Origin of the sequence: Microcystis sp. M31BS1, assembly GCF_020245285.1 — a bacterium.
In the GTDB taxonomy this organism is placed as follows: domain Bacteria; phylum Cyanobacteriota; class Cyanobacteriia; order Cyanobacteriales; family Microcystaceae; genus Microcystis; species Microcystis panniformis.
Window position 1 is genome coordinate 1 of the sequence record NZ_JADBVE010000160.1, and the last position, 24,465, is coordinate 24,465.

The following is a 24,465-nucleotide window of genomic DNA, read 5'->3' on the forward strand; positions in this document are numbered from 1 at the left end:
AATTAAACTTTCTCAATGAAGTTAGCTGTGTACCTTTACAACAAGGGTTAAGACACCTACAAACAGCTTTTACTAACTTCTTTGCTGGTCGTACTAAGTATCCTAACTTTAAGAAAAAACATCAGGGAGGAAGTGCCGAACTTACCAAATCAGCCTTGAAATTTAAAGACAAAAATGGGACTGTCCAGACTGTGGGACTCACCATGACCGAGATATTAACGCTAGTAAAAATATTTTGGCCGCAGGGCTTGCGGTGTCAGTCTGTCGAGCGACCATAAGACCAGAACAGAGTAAATCTGTTAAGGCAGGTGCGAAAAATCCTTCGGGAAAGAAGCAGAAACCTAAATCGTGAGGTTTGGGAATCACCGTCCGTTTACGGCGGTGAGGATGTCAACTGGGTACTCTGTAGTTGATAGCTAAAAAAAGCCAGTAGTGTTCAGGAAAAACGGGGAGGGTTGAAAAGTGAAATCAAAAGAAAAGGGAATACCGTTAAAACTACCGTCGTCCGAGTCAGGTTTCTCGATGTTAGAAGTGATAATTGCCATTTTAACTATTACCGCTTTCTTAACAGGAACCTTACAGTTAATGGCAGTGAATGCCTTATATAAAGTTCGGGCAGAAAGACAAGCTCAAGCTAACTTTTGGATACAAGAAGATTTCGAGGATGTCAAATTTTTAGCTTCGACTTTAGATAACAAATACATCACCGCAGATGTGTGTACAAATATCAATCAGGGTTATGCCACAGCTTTAAGAAGACAACTAACGGCTATTCCCCCCCCCACCACCCCTATACCGGCGGAACGATTAGTAGCGGAAAAACCAATTGTCGGTAAAGACTATTCTCTCTTTCAAACTTTTAAGATTGCTGAGCAATTGGCTAATCCCCATCGTCTCCGTATTGATTATCGAGTCGAAGCAACAGATAAAACTGCTAAAGATTACCAAAACCAAGAAGATGTTATTGCCGAAAGTTCTGTCGAGGTGATTCCCGATGCGTCGTTCAACTGTCCATAAAAATCAGGGTTTTACCCTGTTAGAAATTTTGGTAGCTTTGGCAATTGCGGGAATTCTTGCCGCCTTAACTGGACCTAATTTATTAGCTTGGTTAAATAGAAATAAAGTCCAAGAAGCCACCGATTCTATACAATCAGCCCTACGGGATGCCCAAAGACAAGCCATCCGTCTAGGGAGAATTTGCACGATTAATTTTACTGAAGGGACTGGTGCTAATCCCACGGTTTACGAGCAAATAAAGGCCAATGAACCGGGTTGTTTAGTGGCGACTAATACTAATGGGGGTTCCTTAAGTCTGCCGCAGGAAGTATTTATGGTGACGAATTTTCCCATCCAAGGTGACAGTCCGGGGGTACAGTTTTCCTTTCGGGGTCATGTGCCGGGGTTAACCTTTGAGCCGCGGGCAAACCAAGCGATAATCGTATTATATCCCGCCGCCAATGCCGACGAGCCCTATCCCAACCAAGAAAGAAAGTGTATAGTTATCGCTTCTCTGTTAGGAATAGTTAAACAAGGCACTTATAACGGCAATCCTCTAGGTACGCTCGATGCCAATAATTGTCAAATCCGTCTCGATGGAACCGAACCCTAATCAGCTTCTCAAGGCAACACACCCCACTCCTGTGCAGTTAATCACCCGCTGCAGGATCGCAGAATCCAACCCAGTAAGACTCCGATACCACCAAAGCGGACAATTTGCCAAAAAACTTCCCCCAGCAGTCCGCGACGGATTCCTTCCCAGAATAGGCGCTTTAATTCCCCTTCTTTAAGTAAATTGCTTTCTAAAATTACCTCTAATTCTTGAATCTGTTCGCGAATTTGTAACAATTCCTTTTCTAGTTCAGGTAGGGGATTTTCCCGCCATTGGGGTTCTATTTGGCTAAATTGTGCCTCTAGGTCTTTTTTTTGCTGTTCTGCTTCGTTGATCTGTCGATAACGGTCTTTTAGTGTTGCGATCGCCGCTTCGACTTCTTCAATTGCTTCGGTAAATTCTGCCGATTCATCGTTAGGGTACGGGTTTTCTTCTAAGGACATGGACTCAATGGGATTTCCTGCGTCTAAACTATAGTTATAGACGATTTTACGGTTTTACGAAACCTTTTGATTATGATTCCATCCCCTGTCTCTTCCTCATCTCAGACTGTTGATGATCTATCTACCCTGGAATTGGCGCGGATTTTGGCGGAACGTTTGGCGATCGCACCGATTGACTGGCATCGTCTGAAAGCCAATCGTAATGCTCGGGCCGCCGAACAATTAGGGACGGCTTTGGTGTTTTTATTAGATAATCAGCCAGAAGAAGCACTTCCTCGGCTACAACAGGCTACAGGCTGGCTTGATCGCTCGATTTCTGCTCCTCCCTGTCCTTCTCACGGTCACGGTCATTAATTAAACCAGCGTTCCTGTTTAATTTGTTTACAAAGTTTCAGTTGGGTTCCTTGTTGATTCCAGTGAACTTGGTCGAAGATTTGATATAACATACACAGTCCTCGGCCATTTTCCGCTTCTTCGGGGGGAAAATTGGGACAATCGCAACTACAGCCATGATGGGGACAACCTGGCGTAAATCCACAACCTTCGTCGGTAATTACCCAAGAATACTCGTCTTTACTGCTGGAAAAGTGAACGACCACGGTTTTGCTGGGATCGAGATGATTGCCGTGTTTAGCGGCATTAACTAAAGCTTCTTGCAATCCTAATCTAATTTCTGGTTCTAATTCTTCGGGAATACTAGCGGTCAATAAATCTAAAATCGGACAAAGATACAAGGTGGAAGCGAAACTCATGGTGTTCCAACTTCGTTTGCTTGTTGGCAGTGAAATAGCAATCACGCACTTTACCTCTAGCTTATATTCAATGACTGTTCTCTTACAGAAAGATTAAGGTCTCTTAACCGTCGATCTAGTTGATTGCCATACCTAATGAGTCATGTTTTATCCCTTTTCTGTCTCTGAGATTGATTAGATATTTTTATGATTGATCTACACACCAATCGAGAATCAAGGCCACTTTGAGCGGGTAATTAATCAAAAAAGTAGTTGACTGGAACGGTCTTTAATATGCTATCATCCTTACCCATTGACTTTTCGACCATAAACGGCTAAAGTGTCGGGTTTTTCCTCCTATTTCATCCTACCATATTCGCTGTTTTTTGTCTAAGAAAAGCAGCGCATTCGACGTGGGGAGTTTGGGGAAAGAAATCGGCGGTTTGCACTTCTAGCAGTTGATAATCGCCTGTTTGACAGAGATATTGCAAGTCTCTGGCTAAAGTTGCACTTTGACAACTGATATAAACAATGCGTTGACTTTGCAGCCGTAACAGACTATCGAGGACAGATCGATCGCAACCTTTGCGGGGCGGATCGAGTAGAATAATGTCGGGTTTAACTGTCAGTTGCGGTAAAGTTTTTTCTACTGCCCCCAAAATAAAGGTTGTGTTGGTAATATCATTTAATTGGGCGTTAATCTTGGCTCGATCGAGGGAAAAGCTATAGGATTCTAGTCCAATCACCTCTTTAACCCGTTTAGCGAGGGGTAAAGTAAAAGTACCGATACCACAGTAGGCATCAATGAGAATTTCTTCACCTTTAAGGTCTAATTTCTGACAAATAACCGCAAATAAGGCTTCAGCAGCCTCTGTATTAACCTGAAAAAAGGTATCGGCAGCCAATTGATAGGTTAATCCGGCGAACTTTTCGGTAATATAGTCCCTTCCGGCGATAGTTGTGGTCTGAGCGCCAAAAATAGCATTACCTCGCTCGGGGTGATAATTCACGGTTACACCGACTAAATTGGCGTATTTTGCCAGCCATTGCTGCGCCTGTGCCTCAATTCCCTGTAAATTATTATCGGTACTAATCAGGGTTAATAAAACTTCTCCAGTGTGGCGGCCAATTCTTAGGGATAAATGGCGTAATTGTCCTTGGTGGGTCTTTTCATCGTAAATTGACCAGCCTTGACCCTGAATATCCTGTTTTATCTCTGCTAGAAACGGATTTAAAGCCTGATCTTGAATCGGACATTGATTGAGATTAATCAGATGATGGCTGCCGCGACGATAATAACCTGCTTGCACATTGCCGGTGGGGGAAAATCCGAGGGGATAGGTAGCTTTATTGCGATAAGCGAGGGGAGAATTACCGGTGAGGGGAGGATAAACCAAAGGATCGCTAAAACCGCCAATTCTGGTTAATACCTCTTGTACTTGCTCTTTTTTGACTAGGCGCTGAAATTGGTCCTCGATGTGTTGCCATTGACAGCCACCACATTTATCGGCGACGATGCAGCGGGGCCGGATACGATGGGGAGAAGCTTGTAGAATAGTTTGTAGTTTGCCGATCGCATGACTTTTTTTGATATAGGTGATGCGAGTTTGAATGCGATCGCCAATGACCGTATCCGGCACAAAAATCACCTGTCCTCGGTATTTTCCCACACCTTCGCCCGTATGGTTGAGGTCGGTAATCTCGATCTCGATTAAATCACCTTGTTGCATAGTTAGGGAAACCAGTTTTCATCCAGGGTTTCTTCTGGGGTAATAATGACTTCTCTGGGAATTTCTTGCCTGCTCAATTTCGAGACTATTTGCCTAGCTTTTCCACAACAAGAATCGAAAATTTCGAGGAGATAAGGTTTTAAGCTAGGACTGTCTTCCAGCAGATCGGCAATTTGAACTCGAAAATCAATAATTGCCGCTTCCCACTTATTAGCATTATACTCTCTTTCCGTCTGCCAATAAACTAACTTGAGCAGATGAGCTAATAATTGAATTAACAAACTTTTGAGAGCCTGTCGATTATTTTTTCCTATGCTTCCTAATTCCTCGATCAGATTAGTCCAGTCAACCGAGGCAAAATCCTCCTGTCGTAATTGGTTAACGGTTGTCTCGATCCATAGCTGAAAATCTCGATCGTATAAGCTGATCTTCGAGATCGGTATTTGAGCGGTCATGGGAGGTAAACAGTAAAAACAATCCAACTCTATTCTACAATCAAAAGTTAATTTTTCTAAAATCCTAGATCAGCTTTGGCAATTTTGGCCGCCGCTAATACTTCCTCATCGGGTAATTCTTTCCAGTCGGTCGCACCTATTTCAGCATAGAATTTTTGATCGTAGGCGCGAGTACGAATTACTACTGGCATAGGGACCGCATGACCTAAAACTAAAGCTTGTTGTTTTGAGTCTAATTTCGCTAAAACTGATCGCAAACTTCCCCCTCCAGAAACCCCAGTAAATATGGCTTCGATGTCTTTTTCATCGTTTAATAAACAGGTGATTCTCGTCCCTACCTGAGACATAACTTCGTTATCAATTCCTGAAGGTCTTTGATCGACAATTAAGAGAGTAACAAAGTATTTTCGCATCTCCCTGGCGATAGTTCCAAAGATAGTTTGATGTACCACAGCAGAATCAAGAAATCGATGAGCTTCTTCAATGGTAATTACTAACTGTTGCGGCCGATCAACGGGGTTTTTAGTTTGTAAAAAATATTCAGCTTTTTTAACATAATTAGCATGAATCCGACGGGTGATCATATTGGTGGCTAACATATAGGAAAGCATATTACTTTGGGAGCCAAATTCAATAACAACGTGCTTACCTGCATCTAAAGCTTGTAAAACCTGATCGATATAATTGTGGGGACAAACACTTCTTAAATATTTCAAACTATCTAGACGCATTAATTTTCTCTGGAGGGACATGATTGATCCCGCATGGCCTTGTTTTTCCGTACAGAAGATTTTAATATCCTCGTTACTCATATTTAATAACTGAGTAATCCAAGATTCTCCATACTCGTTATAGAGAATATTGGCATTATCTAAACTAGCTTCCGAGATACCTAATTCCCGACCGATTAAACGAATATCTTCGATTTCAATCTGATTATAACTTAAAAATAATTCCTGCGCTCCTCGTACTCCCCGACGTTTGGTAGAATCGGGATCGAGGGTATAAATTTCCACCTGTCCGGGGAATAATTGACATAATCCTTTCACCGTAGAAACCTCCTTCCCTTCTTTCATCGCTTCCCAACCGTATTCCGAGTGCATATCAAACATGAGGTTAACCCCTGCTTGTTTGCGAATAATGCCCGAAATTAGTAATCTAGTTAAAAAGGATTTTCCCGTCCCGGATTTGCCAAAAACACCGTTACTACGTTCCACAAAGCGATCGAGATTAATACATATTGGCACGTCCATGTCAAGGGGTTGACCAATAGCAAAATTCTTTCTGGTGGGGTCATCTTCCCAACCGAAAACCATGCGAAAATCCTGCTCACAAGCTTCATAAACTTGGCTAAAATGGGCGGGAATAGTTTTAACTGGCAGTAATTCTAAATCGGCGCTAGTTTGGGGTTGAAAAGAGCCTAAAGAAGTGTCAGAAACTGCCGGGGAATTACCTCCAGTCGGAGTAAACATGAGCATGGGAGATAGGTCAATAGTACCATAAGTACCGCTACCCGCTAAAACATCGCGCATAAAACTATCATCGGGATGGGGAGGATTCGCGATAATCCGGGGACTGGAGTTACCCAGGGAGACATCGGTGAGGAGACAGAAAAAACGCGAGCGAGTGCCTTGCACCACTAAAAATTTACCGACGCGCATATCTTCCACGGAAATATCCGGATAAAGACGAATTTCTAAACCTTCACTCAGGGAACCTTGAATAACCGATCCGAGGGGTTGTTCACTCATGCTAACCTTGATTTGTGGCGATGAATTATGAATTATGAATTATGAATGAGGAAGTGTTTTCAGTGATCAGTAAACAGTGATCACTGAACTTAAAACTCAAAACTAATAACTGATAACTGATAACTGATAACTGATAACTGATAAAGGGGTTTAAGAAAAAAAATCGTGTTGATCAACGGGAAGCAAGGAAATAGCCAAGGGAGAAGAGAATGCCACTAAAAAAGTGAAGATTAACCGCTATAAACTTGCAGTTACTGACTAGCTGAGGTTGGTCGTGATTTTGGTTAACGTGGTTGACTAATTGCCAAGCGAAAGGGAGACTAAGGAAGATTAAAAGAGTGAGAGGGGGATAAACCTGGAGCAGGACAAAAACTACCGTTAAAACGTAAACGAGAACCGTCACTACGGTTAAAACTTTAGAACCCTTTAAAGTACCTAAACGGACAATAGGTGATTTTTTACCCGCTTTGAGATCATCGGCGACTTGATGGAAATGGGAACAAAAAAGGATGATAGAAGTGGTAATCCCGATAATAATTGAAGCCGCTAGACTAGAGAGAGAAAAAGCACCAGCTTGGGAATAGTAGGCAGCGGCAATCGCTAAGGGTCCAAAAGTAAAGAAACAGATAATTTCACCTAATCCTTGATAACCGAGACGGAAGGGAGGACCTTGATAGGTATAGCCCAAAAAACAGCAGAGGGCGATTAATTCTAGTATAGTCCAATCGCCTCGCCAATAACTAATAGCAAGAATACCAGCAATACCCACTAATAGAAAAAGATTACTCAGCCAGAAAATTAAAGATTTATTGCCAGTTAAATTAACGATCGAATGTGCCTTATTGACATCGATCCCGGTATCGGCATCAAAAACATCATTACTGAGATTTAACCAAGCGAGAATTAAAATAGCTGAGAGGATAAAAGTGGCAAAAATCGGCAGAGAAAATAGACCTGTTTCCTGATAAGCGATCGCTGTTCCCAGAATAATCGGTATAATTGCCACACTATACATTGGTGGTTTAATGGCTGCTAACCAGAGTTTTTGGGGCGAGGGAGTGGTGACAGTATCGGTGGTCATAGTTAGGGTTTGCTGACAAAGTTTTTCCTAGGCGTAGGGTGTGGGGTGTGGGGTTTTACCGATTTTCAGGGGGTCAATTAGCCAATTTTCAGGGAAAAAGTCCTTGAATTTACCCTGACTACTGACGAGCGACTCCTATTTTGATTTTGACCAGAGGTCTGATCATACCTGGGTTTTAAGGATATTTTACTCAAAAATAGAGATAAATAGACTAAAACCGGGTAAGACATCCTCTCCGTTTAAATTAGCGGGTAGTTCCATAATTTCTACGGGTTGCTGAGGACGATAAATTTCCACTTGTTGTTGTTGAGGATTAACTAGCCAACCTAATCGCAAACCACTGTGGAGATATTCCCGCATTTTAGCTTGAATTTCCGGGAGGGAATCGCTACGGGAGCGCAGTTCAATGACGAAATCGGGACAAATAGGCGGAAATTTCTCCTGTTCTTCTCGACTCAGAGCTTGCCAACGAGTTAAACTCACCCAAGCGGCATCGGGAGCGCGATCTCCGCCTTTCGGTAAACGAAAAATCGTCGCCGAACTAAAGACTTTACCCAATCGGGTTTGACGGTTCCAGATACCTAAGTCAATGATAAAATCGGCTTCTCGGTTGCCGCTAATTCCCCCAACAGGTGGCATCACAATTAATTCTCCTTGAACGTTTCTTTCCAGTTGCCAATCTGGGTTAACTTGACAGAGACGGTAAAACTGCTCATCGCTGAGATTGACTGTATCTAAGTTTAAAATCACTGCTGCCATAGCTATATTTCGCCCTAGAAAACACTCTAGTCTTAATTATAGTTAATTAGATTCCCCGCCAGATTGCGATCGCACCGTCTCGATCTCCAGTGACTAACCAACGACCATCTCGACTGGCAACCATTCTTAAGATGACGTTTCCCTTGAGAGTATTCAAGTGCCGACGGGTATTAACATCCCAAAATTTGACAGTTCCATCCCCGGAAGTGCTGGCCAAAACTTTACCCCCATCCAGCAGGGCCATATCGGTAACAGCGTCGTTATGGGCGAGAATAGTAGTGGTGCCGATGCCGCTTTTCACTTGCCAACCGCGGATCGAACCGTCTTGACTAGCAGTACCGGCGGTATTACCATCCTTGGAAAAAAGCACCCGATAAACGGGGAATAAATTCCCCGCATAGGCCCGAATAAAGCGACCGGTACTCACTTTCCACAGTTTAACGAAACCATCGTAATCGGCGCTGACAATTCCTTTACCATCGGGACTAAATGCGATCGCCTGAATCGGATGATTATGACCGCGCAGGGTTTTTAACAGTGTACCCGTCTGAAAATCCCAGAGTTTAACTGTACGATCCCAGCTACCCGTGGCCAAAATTTTGCCATCGGGAGAAATAGCGGCATCAGTAACGAGAAAAGCATGGCCAGGATAGGTCATTTCTAATTTTCCCGTGCGCGTATTCCAGCGTTGCACTTTTCCCCCCGCATCGGCAGTTACGAAACTCTTGCCATCGGGACTAAATTGGATAGCGTTAACAGTATCTCCTAGTTGCCAAGTCCTGAGAGGTTTTTGGGTTTTTAGGTCCCATTCCCTAACAGTGCCGTCAAAACTACCACTCAGCAGCAGGGAGTTATCGGGACTAATGGCCAAAGCATAGATGGGATCCTGATCGGCTTTTAAAATAGTAACCCGTTCGACCATCTGCCAAGGAACGATTTCTGCTAGGGGAGACGCTTGCGGGGTGGTGGTTTTCTCTTTTTCCCGATTGACTGCACAACCACCGGATAGCAACAGCAGTAATAATAAAGATAATGTCGGTTGATAAAGGGTTATTTTCATAGAATTTTGCCGTTGTCAAAATCATCTTAAACTACTTTAAACTTGAAGGGGTAGAATTTGAATAGAATAACGACAACGAGGAACAAGATAAATGACAAATTCTTGATTGGTTGTCTTGGCTTCTTCTAGAACATTCTGTAAATTTTCACCGTGAGCAATGACCCCTTTTTCATTATAGGCAATGTATTGATTTTTATATAAATCAATCACGGTGTCACGATTTTTGTTTAACCAACGTAAGTAGGTAGGCGTTAAAAGTTGTCAGATGCCCCCCTTATTAAGGGGGGATTAAAGGGGGGACTAAGGGGGGATCGGCACCCCCCTTATCAAGGGGGATCCCCCCGCCTTCGGCTTCCCCCCTTATCAAGGGGGATCCCCCCGCCTTCGGCTTCCCCCCTTATCAAGGGGGGCTAGGGGGGATCGAACCTAAAATCCATTTTAAATTTAATTATAACCAGCTACTTAACATTTTTTGGGCTTGTTCTTGAGAGATTGAGTCTGTCATAATCTTTCTAAGGAGAGACGGTTTTGATTAAAATAAAAGCATCGCTAATCAGTTTATTTTTGTTAATTATAGCTTCTAGTTGCTCCGATTGATAACAAGCTGCTTCGACTTCTAGAGGAGCGGCATCCAAAGCATTAAGATAAGCATCGTTTAAAGTGTCTGTTAATTCCTCATCACTTAAATAATATCCTGCTGCTTTTCGGCGTTTATTGTGGCGTTGAATTTCTCTAACGCTATTGCGAATGGAGACATCCCAAGAACGAGTGGTTCGGTTTTCTGCCTGTTGTTTAATTAAATGAAGTAATAAGATAACAGCATAACTACGAATGGTGCTAATAATCCCATTTTTGCCCATATCTTCAAGTTCTTCTACAATCGCCAGTGAACCTTTAATATCACCTTTTAAGAGTAAAGCTTTTAATTCTAAAAGTTCTTCCATAATCCAATTTCTTCCCCAAATACCCCTTAATTATATCTTGCCACAAGTCTCTCTATCCCAAAGCTCATTTAAGGCCATCTTGAGCAAAAAGTTAATCATTTTTTCATTTATTTTAAGCTTTTCTGTGCTATGGTGTGGCCGTTCTTGTGAAAATGGAGTTTTTAGTCATAACTCGAAGATTAGCAAAACTAATTGATTTGCGGGTATTGTAGCGGCGAATTGCATTCTATCTCTGATGTATAAATGCGATCTCCTTCTTTTAACTTTAAGCTAAAATAGATTGAGTTGGTACCGACAAAAAACGGTGAGGCGAAAGCTGATCAAGTTAAACAATTTTTAAAAATACAGGAGGAAGAAAATGAATCCAACCACCGAGGATTTTAACGGTTTTAGCATTAATATCTTCCAAGATGAGGAGGGAGATTGGATAGCATACTTAGTAGAAATTCCTAGCGTTTCCGCTTTTGCTGATAGCCCCCAAACAGCACTCAATCAATTAATTTTAGCTTGGGAAGGCGTTAAAGAAAGTTATCGTCAACATGGTGAAGAAATTCCTCATTTAGCTATGACAAAAAATTAGGCACACTAGCAGGGTCTTGAAAAATTTAGTACAAATGATCGGACTTTTTTTCCCAACCCCTAACCCCAAATTCTGCTACTCAGATTCAGGTTTCTTAGGGTCTTTTTCTGGGGTATTAGGGGCGGGATTTGGGGCTATTGTCGCAATTTGGGCGGCCATTCTTGTCATTGCTTGACCTTGGGCGAATTCCTGCTGTAGTTGTTCGCTAGAAGAAACCAAACGACTTAAACCCTGAATTAAGCGGATAATTTCCTGTCGCAGTTGCGGATTACCAGTAATTTCATCCACATCCGAGGTGATTTTCTGAAGATTGGCAAAAGCAGCGCGAGAGGAGTCGAGGAGTTGCTGTAGGGTGACAACAGTGGCAGGATCGGAGAGATAAGCGGTAAAGTTGCCCAAATTTTCGCTTAATTTAACAGCATTTGCCGAAATAGTATTTAAATTCTCGATAATTTGGCTTTTCTGCACTTGCGTCAGAATCGGATCCAAAGCAGCGAGAGTAGTTTGTAGGCGATCGCTGGTAGTTTTGATACTATCGAGAGTGGCAATTAAACGATTTTGATTAGCTGCCAAAAAAACCCGCAGTTCTTCCGTAGTTTGTCCCACCAAAAGCAGCGTTTTTCGGGCCTCCACTAGGGTAGCGTCTAAATTTTTCAGGCCGCCACTTCCCTGTAAACTTCTCAGTAAAGTAGTCGCTTCCTGACTCAATCCCCCGACACCGGAAAGATCACTAGAAAGGCGATCGAGGGAACCGGATACTTGCGGTAAGGATTCTAGGGATCTCATCCCCGAATTAACTTTACCTAGAGTACCGCTGCGACGTACCTCGCTTAAAGCGGTGGTTGCCTCACCACTAAAGCGATCGAGTCCCCCCAAGGCATTGGCAGCGCGTTGGGTAAAAGAACGAAATCCAGCCACCATATCGGGATCGCTAACTAGATTAGAAATTCTCAGTAAAGATCTGATCAAGGTATTGACATTTAGCGCCGATTGCCCTTGTAAACGGGAACCGTTACAGATAATCACTTCCCCATTGCAGTTAGGACTCAAAGGGGGTTCTTTAACACCACCGACGGGTAAAGCTTGCAGGGGAGTAATATCGATCGTGGTTTCACCCACTAAACCGGATTGAATGGCTTCGATGAGGGAATTACTGGGAATTAGGCGATCTGCTGGCGAAATCTCCACTTCTACGGCGACTCCCTCCGGTTCTGGGGTAATTGCCGTCACTTGCCCGATTCTCACTCCCCGATAACCGACGCGGGTTCCCACCATCAGGCCCCCCACATTAGGAAAAAGGAAGGTGGCGCGATAACTGCGTCCCCCGAAGCTAAAATTACTTAACCAAGCGAGAAACCAGATTAATATTCCCCCCGATGCTAGTAACATTAAACCGATACCACTTTGCCGCAGAGTTGGGGAAATCCCCTGTTGTGAACCGCCAGCTTCCATAAATAATTACTCCTCATCTCTACACAGTATCTTACAGGAGAAATCGGAGGATTTCAGCGATCAGTGATCAGATGCGAGTTATCAGTTCACTGATTACTGTTTACTGTTTACTGATCACTGAATTGGTCCATCGATACTGCCGGTAAAAAATTGCTTGAGTACGGGGATTTCGGAGTGATAAGCCTCTTGAGTCGGTCCAACCCATTGAAATTGACCTTTATAGAGAAAAACGATGCGATCGGTGGTATTTTCGATGGTGCTGTGGACGTGGGTGACAATCAGATGGGCCCCACAGGCTTTTTTTACCTTGAGAAGTTCCATAATTACCGTCTGGATGCGGGTAGAAGCGACGGGATCGAGTCCAGCAGTGGGTTCATCGTAAAGGAGAATGTTCGCTCGATCGGCGGCGATCGAGGGATCGCTGATAATTGCTCTGGCTAAACTGACGCGTTTTCGCATCCCTCCGGATATTTCCGAGGGATAGAGGTCGTAGGAACCAGACATTCCCACTAAATCCAGTTTTTCTTCCACTAAATCCCGGATTTCGGCTCGTTTTAGCTTTGAGTTGCGATAGAGAGCAAAACCGACATTTTCCCCGACGGTGAGGGAGTCAAAAAGGGCTGATTGTTGGAAAACTAGACCAACACCGAGGGGATCTTCCCCCTGTTCTACGGTTCTCTGGCGTTTTGTGCCGTAGATGTACACTTCTCCTCGATCGGGGGCCAGTAATCCGGCGACTAAGCGTAAAATGGTCGATTTTCCCGTCCCGGATGGACCGATCACGCCGATCGCTTCCCCTTCGTACACTTTCAGATCGACGTTATTTAAGATTACTTTCTTACCGAAAGCTTTGGTCACTCCCCTTAATTCGACGATCGGTTCGCGCATCACCATCTAGAATATCTTTACAAAAATCCCCTTTTATTGTAGGGCAACGACCCGATCTTTCTTTTTTTTCTTTTCTGGTTTTATGGTTCGCGATTCTATCTGCATTTCGGGAATCTCTCGCAATTCTTCGGCATCTAAACGATATTGTTCGCAGACAAGACTCAGACGAATACCGGAACAGCTAACGGGATTAACTGAATGGGTGAGATCTCCTTGAAAGAGGATCAGGGTGTTAGCACAAGGACGAATCTGGGCCACGGAACGATTGCCTGTTGCTAGTACCAGTTCCCCCCCTTGAATATCCCTGGGAACCTGCACATAAAGGACGCTAACTAGGAGCGGGGGATCGATCGTTTTACAATAGGAGCGCAGGGAGCGATCGATATGGGGATCTACCCGTGAACCGGTTTGTAGGAGTAAGGGGTTAAGATAAAAAGCGTTGCAGTCAGCTTGTAAACTGCGATCGAGATAGGGTTTAAAATAGGGAAACATTCGTTCAACTTCGCTGATTTGTGTGCGTCGAAAAGCGATGGAAAAGCCTTTGGTTTTAACGAAATCTCGATTTAAATTGTTAACTGTGAAGTGGGGACAAGCGAGAATCTGTCCTTGTAGTTCGCTCAGATAACTGGGAGTGAAAGCGTCGGGATATTGGGAATAGTAAGGCACGGATAGAATCGCAACGGGATGGCAATCTTTAGGATACATTTTTAGTCAAACACAAAATCAGAGTTTTTGCCGCTCCCGAATACAGGTTTATTGAGAATCAGCTTTTGTGACTTATAGTCCGTAGATTAATAGTCATCATAGAAGGAAAATGGACTGTAGAGAATTTCAATATCTTCTTTGGTAGTTTATATATGGCAGGAAAGCTAGTCACTGCTGTTGCTGTGACTGTAAGAAAATTGCGGAAGAAACGTAATCTGAGTCAAGAAGCTTTAGGGTATAGAGCTAATCTTGACAGAACCTACATATCTGGAGTTGAAAGGGGAGTAAGAAACATTACTTTGGACTCCTTAGAACAAATTATTTCAGCTCTGGACATGGATATTGTTACTTTTGTCAATACTGTTGCGGAAGAAATTAATGAGTTATATCATAAATAAACATTCTGATACCAGCTTTTTCTCAAAACAGGGTCAGAAAATAACTATCGATAAAGTCATATTTGAGCATTCATTAGTTGAATGTCATTCTGTTGTTAAAAAAATAGTCCAAGATATACCAGTAGATATATTTAGAATTCTAGGTATGAGAAATCTTTCTGCATTTATTGGTGAGCTATTTGCTATAGAATTTGCCAATAAATCCCAGGGATTATTTATCAACAATCCGCATCAAGACGGCTATCCAGATTTGCTGTTAATGGATAAAAATGGCAAAGTTTTTTTTGAACAACTTTCCCAAGAAAGACGAATGCGAGATAAGTCTCCATTTAGTCCATTTGCTAATGGGGGAGTAGAGGTTAAAGCCACTTGTGGCAGTGTTCCTACACCAAGAGAATTAAAGAAGACTGGAAAAGAAAAACCTGATATGGGAGACACAAGAATCGAGGTAATGAAAAGCTATGATTGGAAGGCTCACCATAGAGAAACTAACAATCTTATTGGCATTCTCTGGGATTTTGAGAATACTATACCTCAAATAGTTGCTGTCTTTTTTTGCAACAACTTAACTGACAATGATTGGGGTAAAATTGTTCAGCCAAAAGAAGGCGGTGGAAGAACAACTAGCGTCTCAATTATGTCACGACAAGGCGTTAAGAAAATGTATAAAAACTGGATTATGATAAAGAATGACGATAGATATATTAATTTTGTCAACAAATATAACAAAGACAATTTAATTTCAAAATAGACAGAGCTGCTCATATTTTTCCTTGATTTGCTCCTCAAGAGAACAATCATCATTGAGGATGGATACTAAATGATCAAATATTTTTTGTAATCCAGCAGGTGGGATACTTTCGCCAATTAACTCTCTAATTAGTTTATCACTAACTCTTTTGCCATCTGCCCGTTTCCATGAAAATGGGTATTCGGTAATTGTATGAAGAATCATTGCTTCATACAGAGATAATACTCTATTTTGAATAGGATGTAGTTTATTGTCACTACAAGCATAGGAGAGATTTCGTGTAATTGTACTGGCTGGTGCGTCCCAACTCATTCTTTTATAGGCACTGGTATAACCTTTCATCAACCTGTATTTTCCCTCTTCTTTCACCCATGGACGAGGAAGAATGTGTCCACATTTAAGGCAGTAAAGGGGGGTTTCTGTACTAGCTCGATTAATTCCTTCATTATTTTTGCGTGCGCTGTGTGTTGGATTACCATTATATCTACAAACAGGGTTAATACATTGATTATCAAATGAACTTTTTTCTTCGGGTGTATTACTGATCCAAAAATATTTTTCTTCATCTAATAGGGGTACATAGTGATATGGTATATCATCTGATTTAGCAGTTTCTGTTCGTTGAGAGTCAAGTGGTGGTAAATGATATATTGCGTCTCGAACAGTTTTCCATCTAGGAAGTTCTAATCCTTCTTTACTATGAGTTGGTTTAGGAAAAAGAGAATTGTTCTTTTTTAAATAATTCTTCAGTTTCTCATTTTTAGTAAATATTGAAATAAGTCGTTGACGATTCTGCGGGACTCCATAATCAGCAAAATCTATAATGCTAATCGAACTTAAAAACTTATCACCAATACGCTGTTTTATATAACATAAAATATTTACCAAATAATCGTCTTTCTCGGGAAAGGGTATATAAGTATTTTGCATTTCTGGCACATTTTCCATGACCAGTGTTTCTGCTCCACTAGCCAGAAAAACTTCTAGGGTGGGAATGATTAATAAATTTCTCTGGTCGATTTCATTTTTTGAGCCTTTACGAATAGAATTAAGCAGCTTACCTCTGCCATTTCTAGACATACCTTGGCAGGGAGGAGTCGCAAAAACAATGTCTAAATTTTGTCCAGAGAGTCGCTGCTTTGTTTCTGCGACTATCTCATTTTTTGTATCCCATATATCCCCAATAATCATTAATGATTCTGGGTGGTTAAATTTAAATACTTCTGCACGATCTTTCAATAATTCATTCGCCACTACAACTTCAAATCCCCCAGAGCGAAGAGCCATATCTCCAATTCCACCACAGGCAAATAGACTGATTGCTTTCCTCATCGATTTTCTTACTCCATGTAACTTATAGTCTATAATAATAATTGGCTGAAGGCAACTTTTAAAAATGAGTATCCCCAGCAAACCTGAAAGCGATCTTTCCTGTCAACCCGGTCGCGGTGACAACCTCCCGTTTACAATAGTTAAGAACCAACGGCAAGCAAGAATTAACGATGCGGATTTCGATCAACTGGTTACGAGAATTAGTCAAAATTGCCCAATCTCCCCAAGAATTAGCCGAATTATTGACAATTGCGGGAATAGAAGTGGAAGAGATCGAGGATCGCCGAGAATGGGCAAAGGGTGTGGTTATTGGTAAAATTATCGATCGTCAACCCCATCCTAATGCAGATAAATTAAGTGTCTGTCAGGTGGATATCGGTCAGGAAAATCTTAGTACAATTGTCTGTGGTGCGCCCAATGCTAGGGCTGATATTCTAGTTCCTGTGGCTACTTTGGGAACTTATTTAGCCAAAATCAATTTAACGATTAAACCGGCTAAATTGCGGGGGGTAAAATCGGAAGGGATGATCTGTTCCCTCGCAGAATTAGGATTAACTAAGGATTCTGAAGGAATCCACATTTTTAGTCAGGAAAATCTCCCTTTAGGTACAGATGTTCGTCCCCTTTTAGGACTCGATGAGGTGATTTTAGATATTTCTCCCACCGCTAACCGTGCCGATGCTTTGAGTATGATCGGAGTTGCGCGGGAAGTGGCAGCTTTGACAGGAGGAGAATTAAGCCTACCAAAAGTGAAATTAGGGGAATTTTCCCCTAAAAAAGATTTAACGCTGGAAATATCAGAAAATAAAGCTTGTCCTGCTTATATTGGTACGGTGATCGAGGGGGTAAAAATTGGCCCATCTCCGCTATGGTTGCAACAGCGTTTACAGGCTGCCGGATTGCGATCAATCAATAATGTGGTCGATATTACTAATTATGTCCTCTTGGAGTGGGGACAACCCTTACACGCTTTCGATTGCGATCGTTTACAGAGTTTTGCCGGAGGTAAATCCGTTACTATTGGGGTCCGTTTTGCTGAGGAAGGGGAAAAAATCATTACCCTTGATGGTCAGGAAAGAAGCTTAAAAGAGCTTAATTTATTAATTACTGCCAATAATAAGCCTGTAGCTTTAGCGGGGGTGATGGGAGGTCAAGATACGGAAGTTAACGAGGAAACCGTTAATCTTGTGCTAGAGTCGGCTTTATTCGATCCGATCGCTATCCGTCGTTCCTCAAAAGCGCAGGGTTTACGCAGCGAATCTTCCGGACGCTATGAACGCGGTGTTAATCCCGCCGCTTTGGAATATGCTTGTCAAAGGGCGATCGATTTGATTCTAGAGTTAGCTGGGGGAACTGTCAGCAGTCAGGTTAAAGCTGATTATCGCGCCGATCAGTCCAGTGGTTCGATCGAATTGCGTTTACAACGTTTGCAGCAGCTACTGGGTCAAGTTACCCTAGATAATGGTGCGATCGGTGAAATTATCGCCGAAGATGTGGAACGGATTTTAGGCAATTTGGGCTGTGAATTACAGTTAACCTCAAAAAATCCTGTTCTGTGGACTGTAACAGTGCCAGACTACCGTTATCGGGATTTAGAACGAGAAATTGACTTAATTGAAGAAGTGGCGCGACTGTACGGATACGATCGCTTTGTCGATACTTTGCCGGCAAAAACCGCAGCCGGAGGATTATCCTTTGAGGAAACTATACAGCGTCGGCTGCGGGAAGCTTTTCGCGCAGTGGGTTTGACGGAATTAGTCCAGTATTCCCTAGTTAAACCGGAATTAGCGGAAGTTGTCCTCGCTAATCCCCTTTTTGTCGAGTATTCTGCTTTGCGGACTAATCTCCTAGACGGTTTAATCGAAGCGTTTGAGTATAATCAGTCTCAGGGTAACGGTTCCTTAAATGGCTTCGAGATCGGGCGAGTTTTCCGCTTAGAATCGGATAATATCAACGAATACGATGCAATTGCTGGTATTTTCGGTGGTGATTTCTTCCCTGCCGGACGTTGGCTGCGATCGGGTAAAGAGGTGGCCATGACTTGGTATGAAGCAAAAGGCATTTTAGAAGCAGTATTCGATCGCCTTTCGCTGACAGTAAGCTACGAAAAATATGGCGAAGATGCGCGTTTTCATCCCGGACGAACAGCCTCTTTATGGATTGGCAAACAACGCCTAGGTATATTCGGTCAACTACACCCGCAATTGCGTCAGCAAAAAGGATTAATTGAGGCAGTTTATGCCTTTGAAATCCAGTTCCCGATCCTGTTAGCAACTCTTAGGGATAGTGCCAAAATTACCCCACGTTTACAGGTCTATTCTACCTATCCGGGGGCAGCGCGAGATATCGCCTTCTTTGTTTCCACAGATATACCCGTAGATAGATTGACAAAAACTATCAAAAATGCTGGAGGTAATCTCTTAGAAAAAGTTGAATTATTCGATCGCTATCAGGGGCAGAATGTGCCAGAAAATCATTGTAGTTTGGCCTTTAGTTTAGTCTATCGTGCCAGCGATCGAACTTTAACCGATGAAGATGTGGAACCTTTAATGACAAAAGTGCGAGAAGCTTTAGTTAAACAGTTCCAAGTTTCTTTAAGAAGTTAAATTCAGCGCTCAGTTAACAGTTATCAGACATCGGCCTTATAATTAGGTAGACGTTAAAAATTATCAGATGCCCCCCTTATTAAGGGAGATCCCCCCGCCTACCGGCACCCCCCTTATCAAGGGGGGCAGGGGGGATCGAACCTAAAATCCATTGTTAATTTAATTATAACCAGCCATTTATTATCTCAAGAATAATCTCACACATCGCTATCAATATCGCTGATTGCCTCTAATTGTTACCAATCAGTTTGAGAGTTGCTCAAAGTAGGTTCGCTGTTCATATTTCGTCGCTCCGCCACCTTTGAATTGTTAGATAGTAGTGAGGCGATTGCCATATTTTAGTACATCAGATATGATATAAATACATCATGGCTGATCAAAGCAAACCTTTAGCTTGGCTGCATGGTGAGATCAAGACCCCACCTTTCAGTTTAGAAGCACGGATCGAAGCGGGTGTCTTACTCAGGCAACTACAGGAAGGCGAACCTCTTGGTTTGCCACATTCGCGTCCTATGCCAAGTGTAGGCTATCATTGTCATGAGCTACGCATTAGAGACATCGATAAAAATTGGAGGATTATTTATCGAATTGATGAAGATGCAATCTTGATTATTGAGGTGTTTAATAAGACAACAAGAGCAACACCCAAAAGTGTAATTGAGGTTTGTAAGAAACGCTTGAGTAAATACGATACTGATCAGCAGGAATAAGAGGATGGAAGAGACTAAAAAAGGGCTTTTGGAATCAAAAGGCTGGAAAATCGGAACCGTTTCCGACTTTTTAGAGTTAACGCCCGAAGAGATTATCCTTGTTGAAATCAAACTAGCTCTTAGCAAAAGTTTGAAAAGTCAGCGGCAGAAGATAATGACTCAAAGTGAACTGGCCAATAAAATCGGCTCTAGTCAACCTCGGATTGCCAAAGCTGAAAATGGCGATCCGTCAGTTTCACTGGAATTGCTTATCCCATCGCTGTTGGCAACAGGTGCCACTCCTCAAGACATCGGACAAATCATTGCCAGTGTCAAAGGCGTTGCTGAATCAAGACCTGAATGCTAATTTTGTGCATTCTATCCACTAATGTTAGTTATTGTCGTTGATGCGATAAATCCCTGAATTTCCCCAGCATCAATACGCTCAAATAATCTTGCTGCTTTTTCCACAAATAGCTCTCGTTCTTGTAGAAAATCAAGAATGACATTGTTATCAATCAGAACTCCCATTACTGATGCTTCTCGATCAGATAGGTTACATAATCGGTTGGGGCGTTAGTTTCCCCTGTAGCTGCCGAAATCTCAGAAACACCTCGCAAGCGCAACAGATTTCCCCGCTTGGATTTGAGGTTTGCTTCCCGTTGTTTAGAATGTATGAACAAGGTGAAATCACCCTAGAGGGATTAGCAAGAAAAGCTCCTCTCATTGCCCGTGCTATTGAAAAGCAACAGGAAATCTCTTAAATCCTAGACAAACAAAAAAACATTAGTATTTCGGCATCTAGTCGGGTATTGGCTGTACCATTATTTAATATCAATTTGCTGTAATTCTGGTAAAAGTTCTTTAAATAAAAGCCTAAATCTTTTTATACATATTATTTTAAACATCAATGTTAAAGCATCCCAATTAATTGCATCATAGGGGACAAATTCTAGGACAATTTTTATGTTTAATTTTTTGATACAAATCAAAAGCCAATGCAGGCAAATATAATCTTCTATAACTGACAATTCTGGTAACTTTTCCCGATGTTTAGGATGTACCATGTCATAAATTTTTTGTTTGATTAAAATATTTTTTTTGCATCGCTCTTTTATTGATATATTGCTATGGCAACATCCCGACCATACTCTTTTAAAACATAGACACTTACCGACAAATACAGCATCGCCGTACTTGGCAATTTCTATCCATGAGTTAACATCATCATAATTACCGTCAAAGTCTTTATCCCAGCCTCCTGATCGCAAAAATGCTTTTTTTTGAAAAGCAACTTGAACAGGTGTTCCCAAAGGACAGATATCCAAAAGCATAGCGTAGTGTATGTCCTCTTGCAGAATACAAAGAGCTAAATCATTAAATTGAAATTGATGTTTGTTATCGATAATGTTCCCCATTATATCAATTTTTTTTGCTTGACAAGAGCAAATAACAGCATCAGGAAAATAAACGAGATATCTGCTGATAGTTTCGATACATTCAGGCGTAATATAATCATCATCATCAATCAGCTTAATCCATTCTCCTTTGGCAATTTTGACTCCAATATTAACACTTTCTGAATGTCCTAAATTTATCGAGTTGCGATGATATATAACTCGCTCACCTAATTGCTTGATATATTCTTCAGTTTGATCAGAAGAAGCATCATCTACAACAATAATTTCGCAATTTATAGTTTGATTGAGTACCGATTCTAATGACCATTTTAAAAATGGTAAGCGATTATATGTTGTGATAACAATACTGAATTTCATGAGCATTTACAATAATATTTAGTTTAGGTAAAATATTTTCTTTTTTTATTATTTGTTAAGCCATGAATCGCTGACAAAATCGACCAAGATATAAGATTGACTCTTTCATCAAAAATAGTAACATCAAAGACATGAAATAATATAGAAGCAAAAAAAGCTGTTAAATAAGTAAATATAATCAATTTTTCTTCTGAGTTATCCAGATTTATTTTGGTTAAAAGTATAATCCCTTTTGCCAATATCCAGCCAACTAAAAAATAGAAAAAAACTGTCCAGGGAATCCCCACTTCAGACAGAAGCATCAGTGTTAAGTTGTGTGAATGTCCTATTACTATCTGAGATTGAGGCTGATAGAGATGTTTAAAACTTCCTAAACCCCATCCTTTCCAAGGTGACTTAAGGGCTAAATGCCAGGAGAATTTCCACAGAGTTATTCGGAGAGTTTCTACATCTCGATTAGGATAAAATTGATCGTTTATTCGAGCCCAAATAAACATTGGAACAATTAATCTAAACCAATCTCTTACTGGAGGATTGCCAAAAGCAGCGATAATAATCGCCCCGCTCACGATTGCTACTGTTAGCAAAATCCATCGCCAGCCTAAATAAATAGCAAAAGCAAGACAAGTTACCAATGTAGTCATCCAACCATTACGAGAATGAGTTAAAATTAGAGCAATAAATGTTAGGGAATTGATGACCAAAAGCAGACTAAGATAAAAAAATTTTTTATCAGTATTCGATTTTCTTAACTCTAGAATTATTAAGCCCAGTCCCAACACCCAAATAATAGTTAGAAAACTTGCTAGAAAATTAGCATGATAAAATAAAGATGACATCCTACCATAAGGATTGCCCATTGCTCTTAAATACCATCCAGGCATCAATATATTTTGTATTTCTCCTTGTAATCCCCACCAAATTTGTCCAAAGCCTAACACCGTTATAGGAACTGAACCAAAGTATATTATCCTTGCTAATTGTTCTAATGTACTCACTGAGTAAAGTAGTTGGCTGAGTCCAGCAAAAATAATAAAGTAAGGCAAAAAATTTATCAATCCAGAGATGGCAGAAACCCGATCAAAGGCAAAAAGGCTCGTCATTGTTAATGAGCCACCTAAGATAGCAAATCCCCAATTAATATGTTGAGAAATAATGACTCTATATTTTAATCTAAAAATTATTATAGTCGCTGTACAAATAACTAACATTCCCCCTAAGGGGTTGATAGGCAACAGCAAAAAACTAATTTGAGTTAAATACCAAGGAATGTTTAGCTTCGGATCTGGATGTTTTATTAAAAACATAATGTGTCATCTATTATTTAAATAACTTGCATTGACTCAATATTTCAATATGCTATCCTTAGAGTACATCAACTCATCATAGTGTTACCATGGTGTTAAGCTTTTCGACATTTAAGTTGATCGAGTAATCGATGTCAGCCAAAGGCTTCAAGCATCGACAATCTAAATTTAAATGCGTCTGAGCTTACTGCTGGAATATACACCGTTCGCCGTCCCCAAAACCTCCCCAACTATTTAACCCGCAGTCCTGGTTAAGCTTAAAAACTATCAAACCATCAATTAATGGTTTCCATCATCCTAAGACCGTTTTTTTCTACCGTCAATAGGATATAAAATATGCTTATTTTTTTTTTTCATCAGGTTTATTTATAAATCAGAGAAAATCAAATTAAATTCGGTGCGGTTAAACCTTGATTTCTCCTACCAGCCACCTGATTAACTTGACTCAGAGTCGAGAAAACGGGTTTCTTAAAGAAACCCGTTTTCTCGATCCTATAGTCACATATTTCTTAACATAAAATTTGACAAAAAGAGAAAAGTATTAATTCCAGCAATTCTTTATAATTCTCTAGATGACTGGGAAAACCCGAACCCTAGAGTGATAGAGAAAACAATTGAGGAATTCAAAAGGCGAACTCGGAGTTAATTGATGAAGTGCGATCGCTTTTTTGATCGGGTGCATTAACACAGTGTAATGCGCCTTATTTGTTGTCTATAATTTAAAAGATTGAGATAAGGGCAGTTGGTTGGGTTGATTTTGCGTTAAAATTAAGTTAGATATGTCTTAATTGATGAAACTTAGCAAGACAATGAATACTTCGATTACTTTTCAAGAAATTGCCGCCGAAATACAATTATTTGATAATATTGAACAAAAAGAACAATTTATTTTTGTGGTGGGTGCTTTAGTTTCTCGCATCATCAGTCTTCATAAAGCCGCAGAAATCATGGAAATGGATACAGAAATGTTCTTGAAAATTTTAGAATTAATGGGAATCGATTTTTCTTATCTTACTACAGAAGACATAGATAGAGAAAAAAAATGGTAATCTCTATGAAAATTGTTTTCAATTCTTCCCCTTTAATCTTTTTGTCTCAGTTAGAATTTTTAGAAAAATTCCTAGTGCGATCGCCGATCTGGTAGGTTGGGTTGAGGCACGAAACCCAACATGATCAACTATAGCAATTCTCTAACTTATGAGTACGATCGCCGATCTTGTAGTTGGGTTGAGGCACGAAACCCAACATGATCAACTATTAATTTATTTGGTTGGTGTTGGGTTGCACTTTGTTTAACTACATTTTGGCAATAAAGAGGCGATTAGGGTTGATAAACGGCGAACGCTAATCTTGTAAGCTTTAAAAAGTGCTATATAAAAAACTAAACAAACTATAATTAAAATTACTGCAAAAATT

At 41.1% G+C, this 24,465-nt stretch carries 26 protein-coding genes and 3 pseudogenes; 12 read left to right on the forward strand and 17 right to left on the reverse strand.

The window, feature by feature from the left end:
* The 4 genes and pseudogenes from IM509_RS24065 to IM509_RS08995 form a co-directional block, all read left to right on the forward strand.
* A pseudogene (locus IM509_RS24065) lies at window positions 1-173 on the forward strand (RNA-guided endonuclease InsQ/TnpB family protein); the annotation flags it as partial.
* 26 nt (window positions 174-199) lie between these two features.
* Window positions 200-352, forward strand: a pseudogene (locus IM509_RS24070) (RNA-guided endonuclease TnpB family protein); the annotation flags it as partial.
* 170 nt (window positions 353-522) lie between these two features.
* On the forward strand, window positions 523-1,017 hold the full coding sequence (locus tag IM509_RS08990) for a type 4 pilin (protein WP_185237648.1): 495 nt from the start codon (window positions 523-525) through the stop codon (window positions 1,015-1,017).
* Entirely contained in the window at window positions 995-1,609 is a 615-nt protein-coding gene (locus tag IM509_RS08995) for a pilus assembly FimT family protein (RefSeq protein WP_185237646.1), read from the forward strand. Before IM509_RS08990 ends, IM509_RS08995 begins: the two co-directional genes overlap by 23 nt.
* A 41-nt stretch (window positions 1,610-1,650) precedes the next feature.
* On the opposite strand, the gene IM509_RS09000 is transcribed toward IM509_RS08995, so the two are convergent.
* Entirely contained in the window at window positions 1,651-2,052 is a 402-nt protein-coding gene (locus IM509_RS09000; protein ID WP_002763677.1) for a sll0565 family protein, read from the reverse strand.
* A 72-nt stretch (window positions 2,053-2,124) separates the two neighbouring features.
* On the opposite strand from IM509_RS09000, the gene IM509_RS09005 reads away from it, so the two are divergent.
* Window positions 2,125-2,406, forward strand: coding sequence for a DUF6439 family protein (locus IM509_RS09005; protein ID WP_002735085.1), 282 nt, complete (start codon window positions 2,125-2,127; stop codon window positions 2,404-2,406).
* Here the strand turns inward: IM509_RS09005 and IM509_RS09010 are convergent.
* The 9 genes and pseudogenes from IM509_RS09010 to IM509_RS09050 all read right to left on the reverse strand — a co-directional run bounded on the left by IM509_RS09010 (window position 2,403) and on the right by IM509_RS09050 (window position 10,563).
* Window positions 2,403-2,804 carry an ATP-binding protein gene (locus tag IM509_RS09010; RefSeq protein WP_002763681.1) on the reverse strand — a complete coding sequence of 134 codons (402 nt, stop codon included), beginning with the start codon at window positions 2,802-2,804 and terminating at the stop codon, window positions 2,403-2,405. The genes IM509_RS09005 and IM509_RS09010 overlap by 4 nt on opposite strands.
* Window positions 2,805-3,145: 341 nt before the next feature.
* Window positions 3,146-4,513: a 23S rRNA (uracil(1939)-C(5))-methyltransferase RlmD gene (gene rlmD / locus IM509_RS09015; protein WP_052277973.1), complete on the reverse strand. Its 1,368-nt coding sequence runs from the start codon at window positions 4,511-4,513 to the stop codon at window positions 3,146-3,148.
* Window positions 4,514-4,515: 2 nt separating this feature from the next.
* Window positions 4,516-4,968, reverse strand: a complete 453-nt coding sequence (locus tag IM509_RS09020; RefSeq protein ID WP_185237647.1) for a DUF29 domain-containing protein — start codon at window positions 4,966-4,968, stop codon at window positions 4,516-4,518.
* 56 nt (window positions 4,969-5,024) lie between these two features.
* Entirely contained in the window at window positions 5,025-6,719 is a 1,695-nt protein-coding gene (locus IM509_RS09025; RefSeq protein WP_072923899.1) for a helicase HerA domain-containing protein, read from the reverse strand.
* Window positions 6,720-6,891: 172 nt separating this feature from the next.
* Complete coding sequence (menA, locus tag IM509_RS09030; protein ID WP_072923901.1) at window positions 6,892-7,800, reverse strand: 2-carboxy-1,4-naphthoquinone phytyltransferase; 909 nt, start codon at window positions 7,798-7,800, stop codon at window positions 6,892-6,894.
* Window positions 7,801-7,986: 186 nt separating this feature from the next.
* A complete protein-coding gene (locus tag IM509_RS09035) occupies window positions 7,987-8,559 on the reverse strand; it encodes a Uma2 family endonuclease (RefSeq protein WP_052277976.1) in 573 nt (190 codons plus the stop codon).
* A gap of 46 nt (window positions 8,560-8,605) precedes the next feature.
* Window positions 8,606-9,619 (reverse strand): WD40 repeat domain-containing protein, encoded by a 1,014-nt coding sequence (locus IM509_RS09040; RefSeq protein ID WP_052277977.1) that lies wholly within the window; start codon window positions 9,617-9,619, stop codon window positions 8,606-8,608.
* 36 nt (window positions 9,620-9,655) lie between these two features.
* A pseudogene (locus tag IM509_RS09045) lies at window positions 9,656-9,859 on the reverse strand (DUF5678 domain-containing protein); the annotation flags it as partial.
* 272 nt (window positions 9,860-10,131) lie between these two features.
* Window positions 10,132-10,563: a DUF29 family protein gene (locus IM509_RS09050; protein WP_052277978.1), complete on the reverse strand. Its 432-nt coding sequence runs from the start codon at window positions 10,561-10,563 to the stop codon at window positions 10,132-10,134.
* Between the two features lie 358 nt (window positions 10,564-10,921).
* Between IM509_RS09050 and IM509_RS09055 the strand changes: the two genes are divergently transcribed.
* Window positions 10,922-11,143, forward strand: a complete 222-nt coding sequence (locus IM509_RS09055) for a type II toxin-antitoxin system HicB family antitoxin (RefSeq protein WP_052277980.1) — start codon at window positions 10,922-10,924, stop codon at window positions 11,141-11,143.
* A gap of 75 nt (window positions 11,144-11,218) precedes the next feature.
* Here the strand turns inward: IM509_RS09055 and IM509_RS09060 are convergent, their stop codons facing one another.
* The 3 genes from IM509_RS09060 to IM509_RS09070 all read right to left on the reverse strand — a co-directional run bounded on the left by IM509_RS09060 (window position 11,219) and on the right by IM509_RS09070 (window position 14,149).
* Window positions 11,219-12,595: an MlaD family protein gene (locus IM509_RS09060; RefSeq protein WP_185238016.1), complete on the reverse strand. Its 1,377-nt coding sequence runs from the start codon at window positions 12,593-12,595 to the stop codon at window positions 11,219-11,221.
* Between the two features lie 114 nt (window positions 12,596-12,709).
* Complete coding sequence (locus IM509_RS09065) at window positions 12,710-13,489, reverse strand: ABC transporter ATP-binding protein (RefSeq protein ID WP_185238015.1); 780 nt, start codon at window positions 13,487-13,489, stop codon at window positions 12,710-12,712.
* A gap of 27 nt (window positions 13,490-13,516) precedes the next feature.
* Entirely contained in the window at window positions 13,517-14,149 is a 633-nt protein-coding gene (locus IM509_RS09070; RefSeq protein ID WP_185238018.1) for a 2OG-Fe(II) oxygenase, read from the reverse strand.
* 191 nt (window positions 14,150-14,340) lie between these two features.
* Here IM509_RS09070 and IM509_RS09075 point away from each other — a divergent pair, with 191 nt between their 5' ends.
* A complete protein-coding gene (locus tag IM509_RS09075) occupies window positions 14,341-14,586 on the forward strand; it encodes a helix-turn-helix domain-containing protein (RefSeq protein WP_002749478.1) in 246 nt (81 codons plus the stop codon).
* The gene (locus tag IM509_RS09080; RefSeq protein ID WP_254064523.1) at window positions 14,567-15,337 is read left to right on the forward strand and encodes a hypothetical protein; all 771 of its coding nucleotides are present in this window, start codon (window positions 14,567-14,569) and stop codon (window positions 15,335-15,337) included. Before IM509_RS09075 ends, IM509_RS09080 begins: the two co-directional genes overlap by 20 nt.
* Here the strand turns inward: IM509_RS09080 and IM509_RS09085 are convergent.
* Window positions 15,329-16,669 (reverse strand): DNA cytosine methyltransferase, encoded by a 1,341-nt coding sequence (locus IM509_RS09085; protein WP_185238014.1) that lies wholly within the window; start codon window positions 16,667-16,669, stop codon window positions 15,329-15,331. The genes IM509_RS09080 and IM509_RS09085 overlap by 9 nt on opposite strands.
* Window positions 16,670-16,839: 170 nt before the next feature.
* On the opposite strand from IM509_RS09085, the gene pheT reads away from it, so the two are divergent.
* From pheT to IM509_RS09100, 3 genes are all read left to right on the forward strand, one after another.
* Window positions 16,840-19,275, forward strand: a complete 2,436-nt coding sequence (gene pheT, locus IM509_RS09090; protein ID WP_185238013.1) for a phenylalanine--tRNA ligase subunit beta — start codon at window positions 16,840-16,842, stop codon at window positions 19,273-19,275.
* Between the two features lie 368 nt (window positions 19,276-19,643).
* Window positions 19,644-19,985 (forward strand): type II toxin-antitoxin system RelE/ParE family toxin, encoded by a 342-nt coding sequence (locus IM509_RS09095; RefSeq protein ID WP_002763716.1) that lies wholly within the window; start codon window positions 19,644-19,646, stop codon window positions 19,983-19,985.
* Window positions 19,986-19,989: 4 nt separating this feature from the next.
* Window positions 19,990-20,331 (forward strand): helix-turn-helix domain-containing protein, encoded by a 342-nt coding sequence (locus IM509_RS09100; RefSeq protein ID WP_002763718.1) that lies wholly within the window; start codon window positions 19,990-19,992, stop codon window positions 20,329-20,331.
* Between the two features lie 11 nt (window positions 20,332-20,342).
* Here IM509_RS09100 and IM509_RS09105 read toward each other — a convergent pair whose 3' ends face one another.
* The 3 genes from IM509_RS09105 to IM509_RS09115 form a co-directional block, all read right to left on the reverse strand.
* A complete protein-coding gene (locus IM509_RS09105; RefSeq protein WP_072923905.1) occupies window positions 20,343-20,495 on the reverse strand; it encodes a PIN domain-containing protein in 153 nt (50 codons plus the stop codon).
* 293 nt (window positions 20,496-20,788) lie between these two features.
* Window positions 20,789-21,742 carry a glycosyltransferase family 2 protein gene (locus IM509_RS09110; protein ID WP_228020893.1) on the reverse strand — a complete coding sequence of 318 codons (954 nt, stop codon included), beginning with the start codon at window positions 21,740-21,742 and terminating at the stop codon, window positions 20,789-20,791.
* Between the two features lie 23 nt (window positions 21,743-21,765).
* Window positions 21,766-23,049: an O-antigen ligase family protein gene (locus IM509_RS09115; protein WP_185238011.1), complete on the reverse strand. Its 1,284-nt coding sequence runs from the start codon at window positions 23,047-23,049 to the stop codon at window positions 21,766-21,768.
* Between the two features lie 809 nt (window positions 23,050-23,858).
* On the opposite strand from IM509_RS09115, the gene IM509_RS09120 reads away from it, so the two are divergent.
* Complete coding sequence (locus IM509_RS09120) at window positions 23,859-24,098, forward strand: UPF0175 family protein (RefSeq protein ID WP_002754053.1); 240 nt, start codon at window positions 23,859-23,861, stop codon at window positions 24,096-24,098.
* Window positions 24,099-24,465 lie beyond the last annotated feature (367 nt).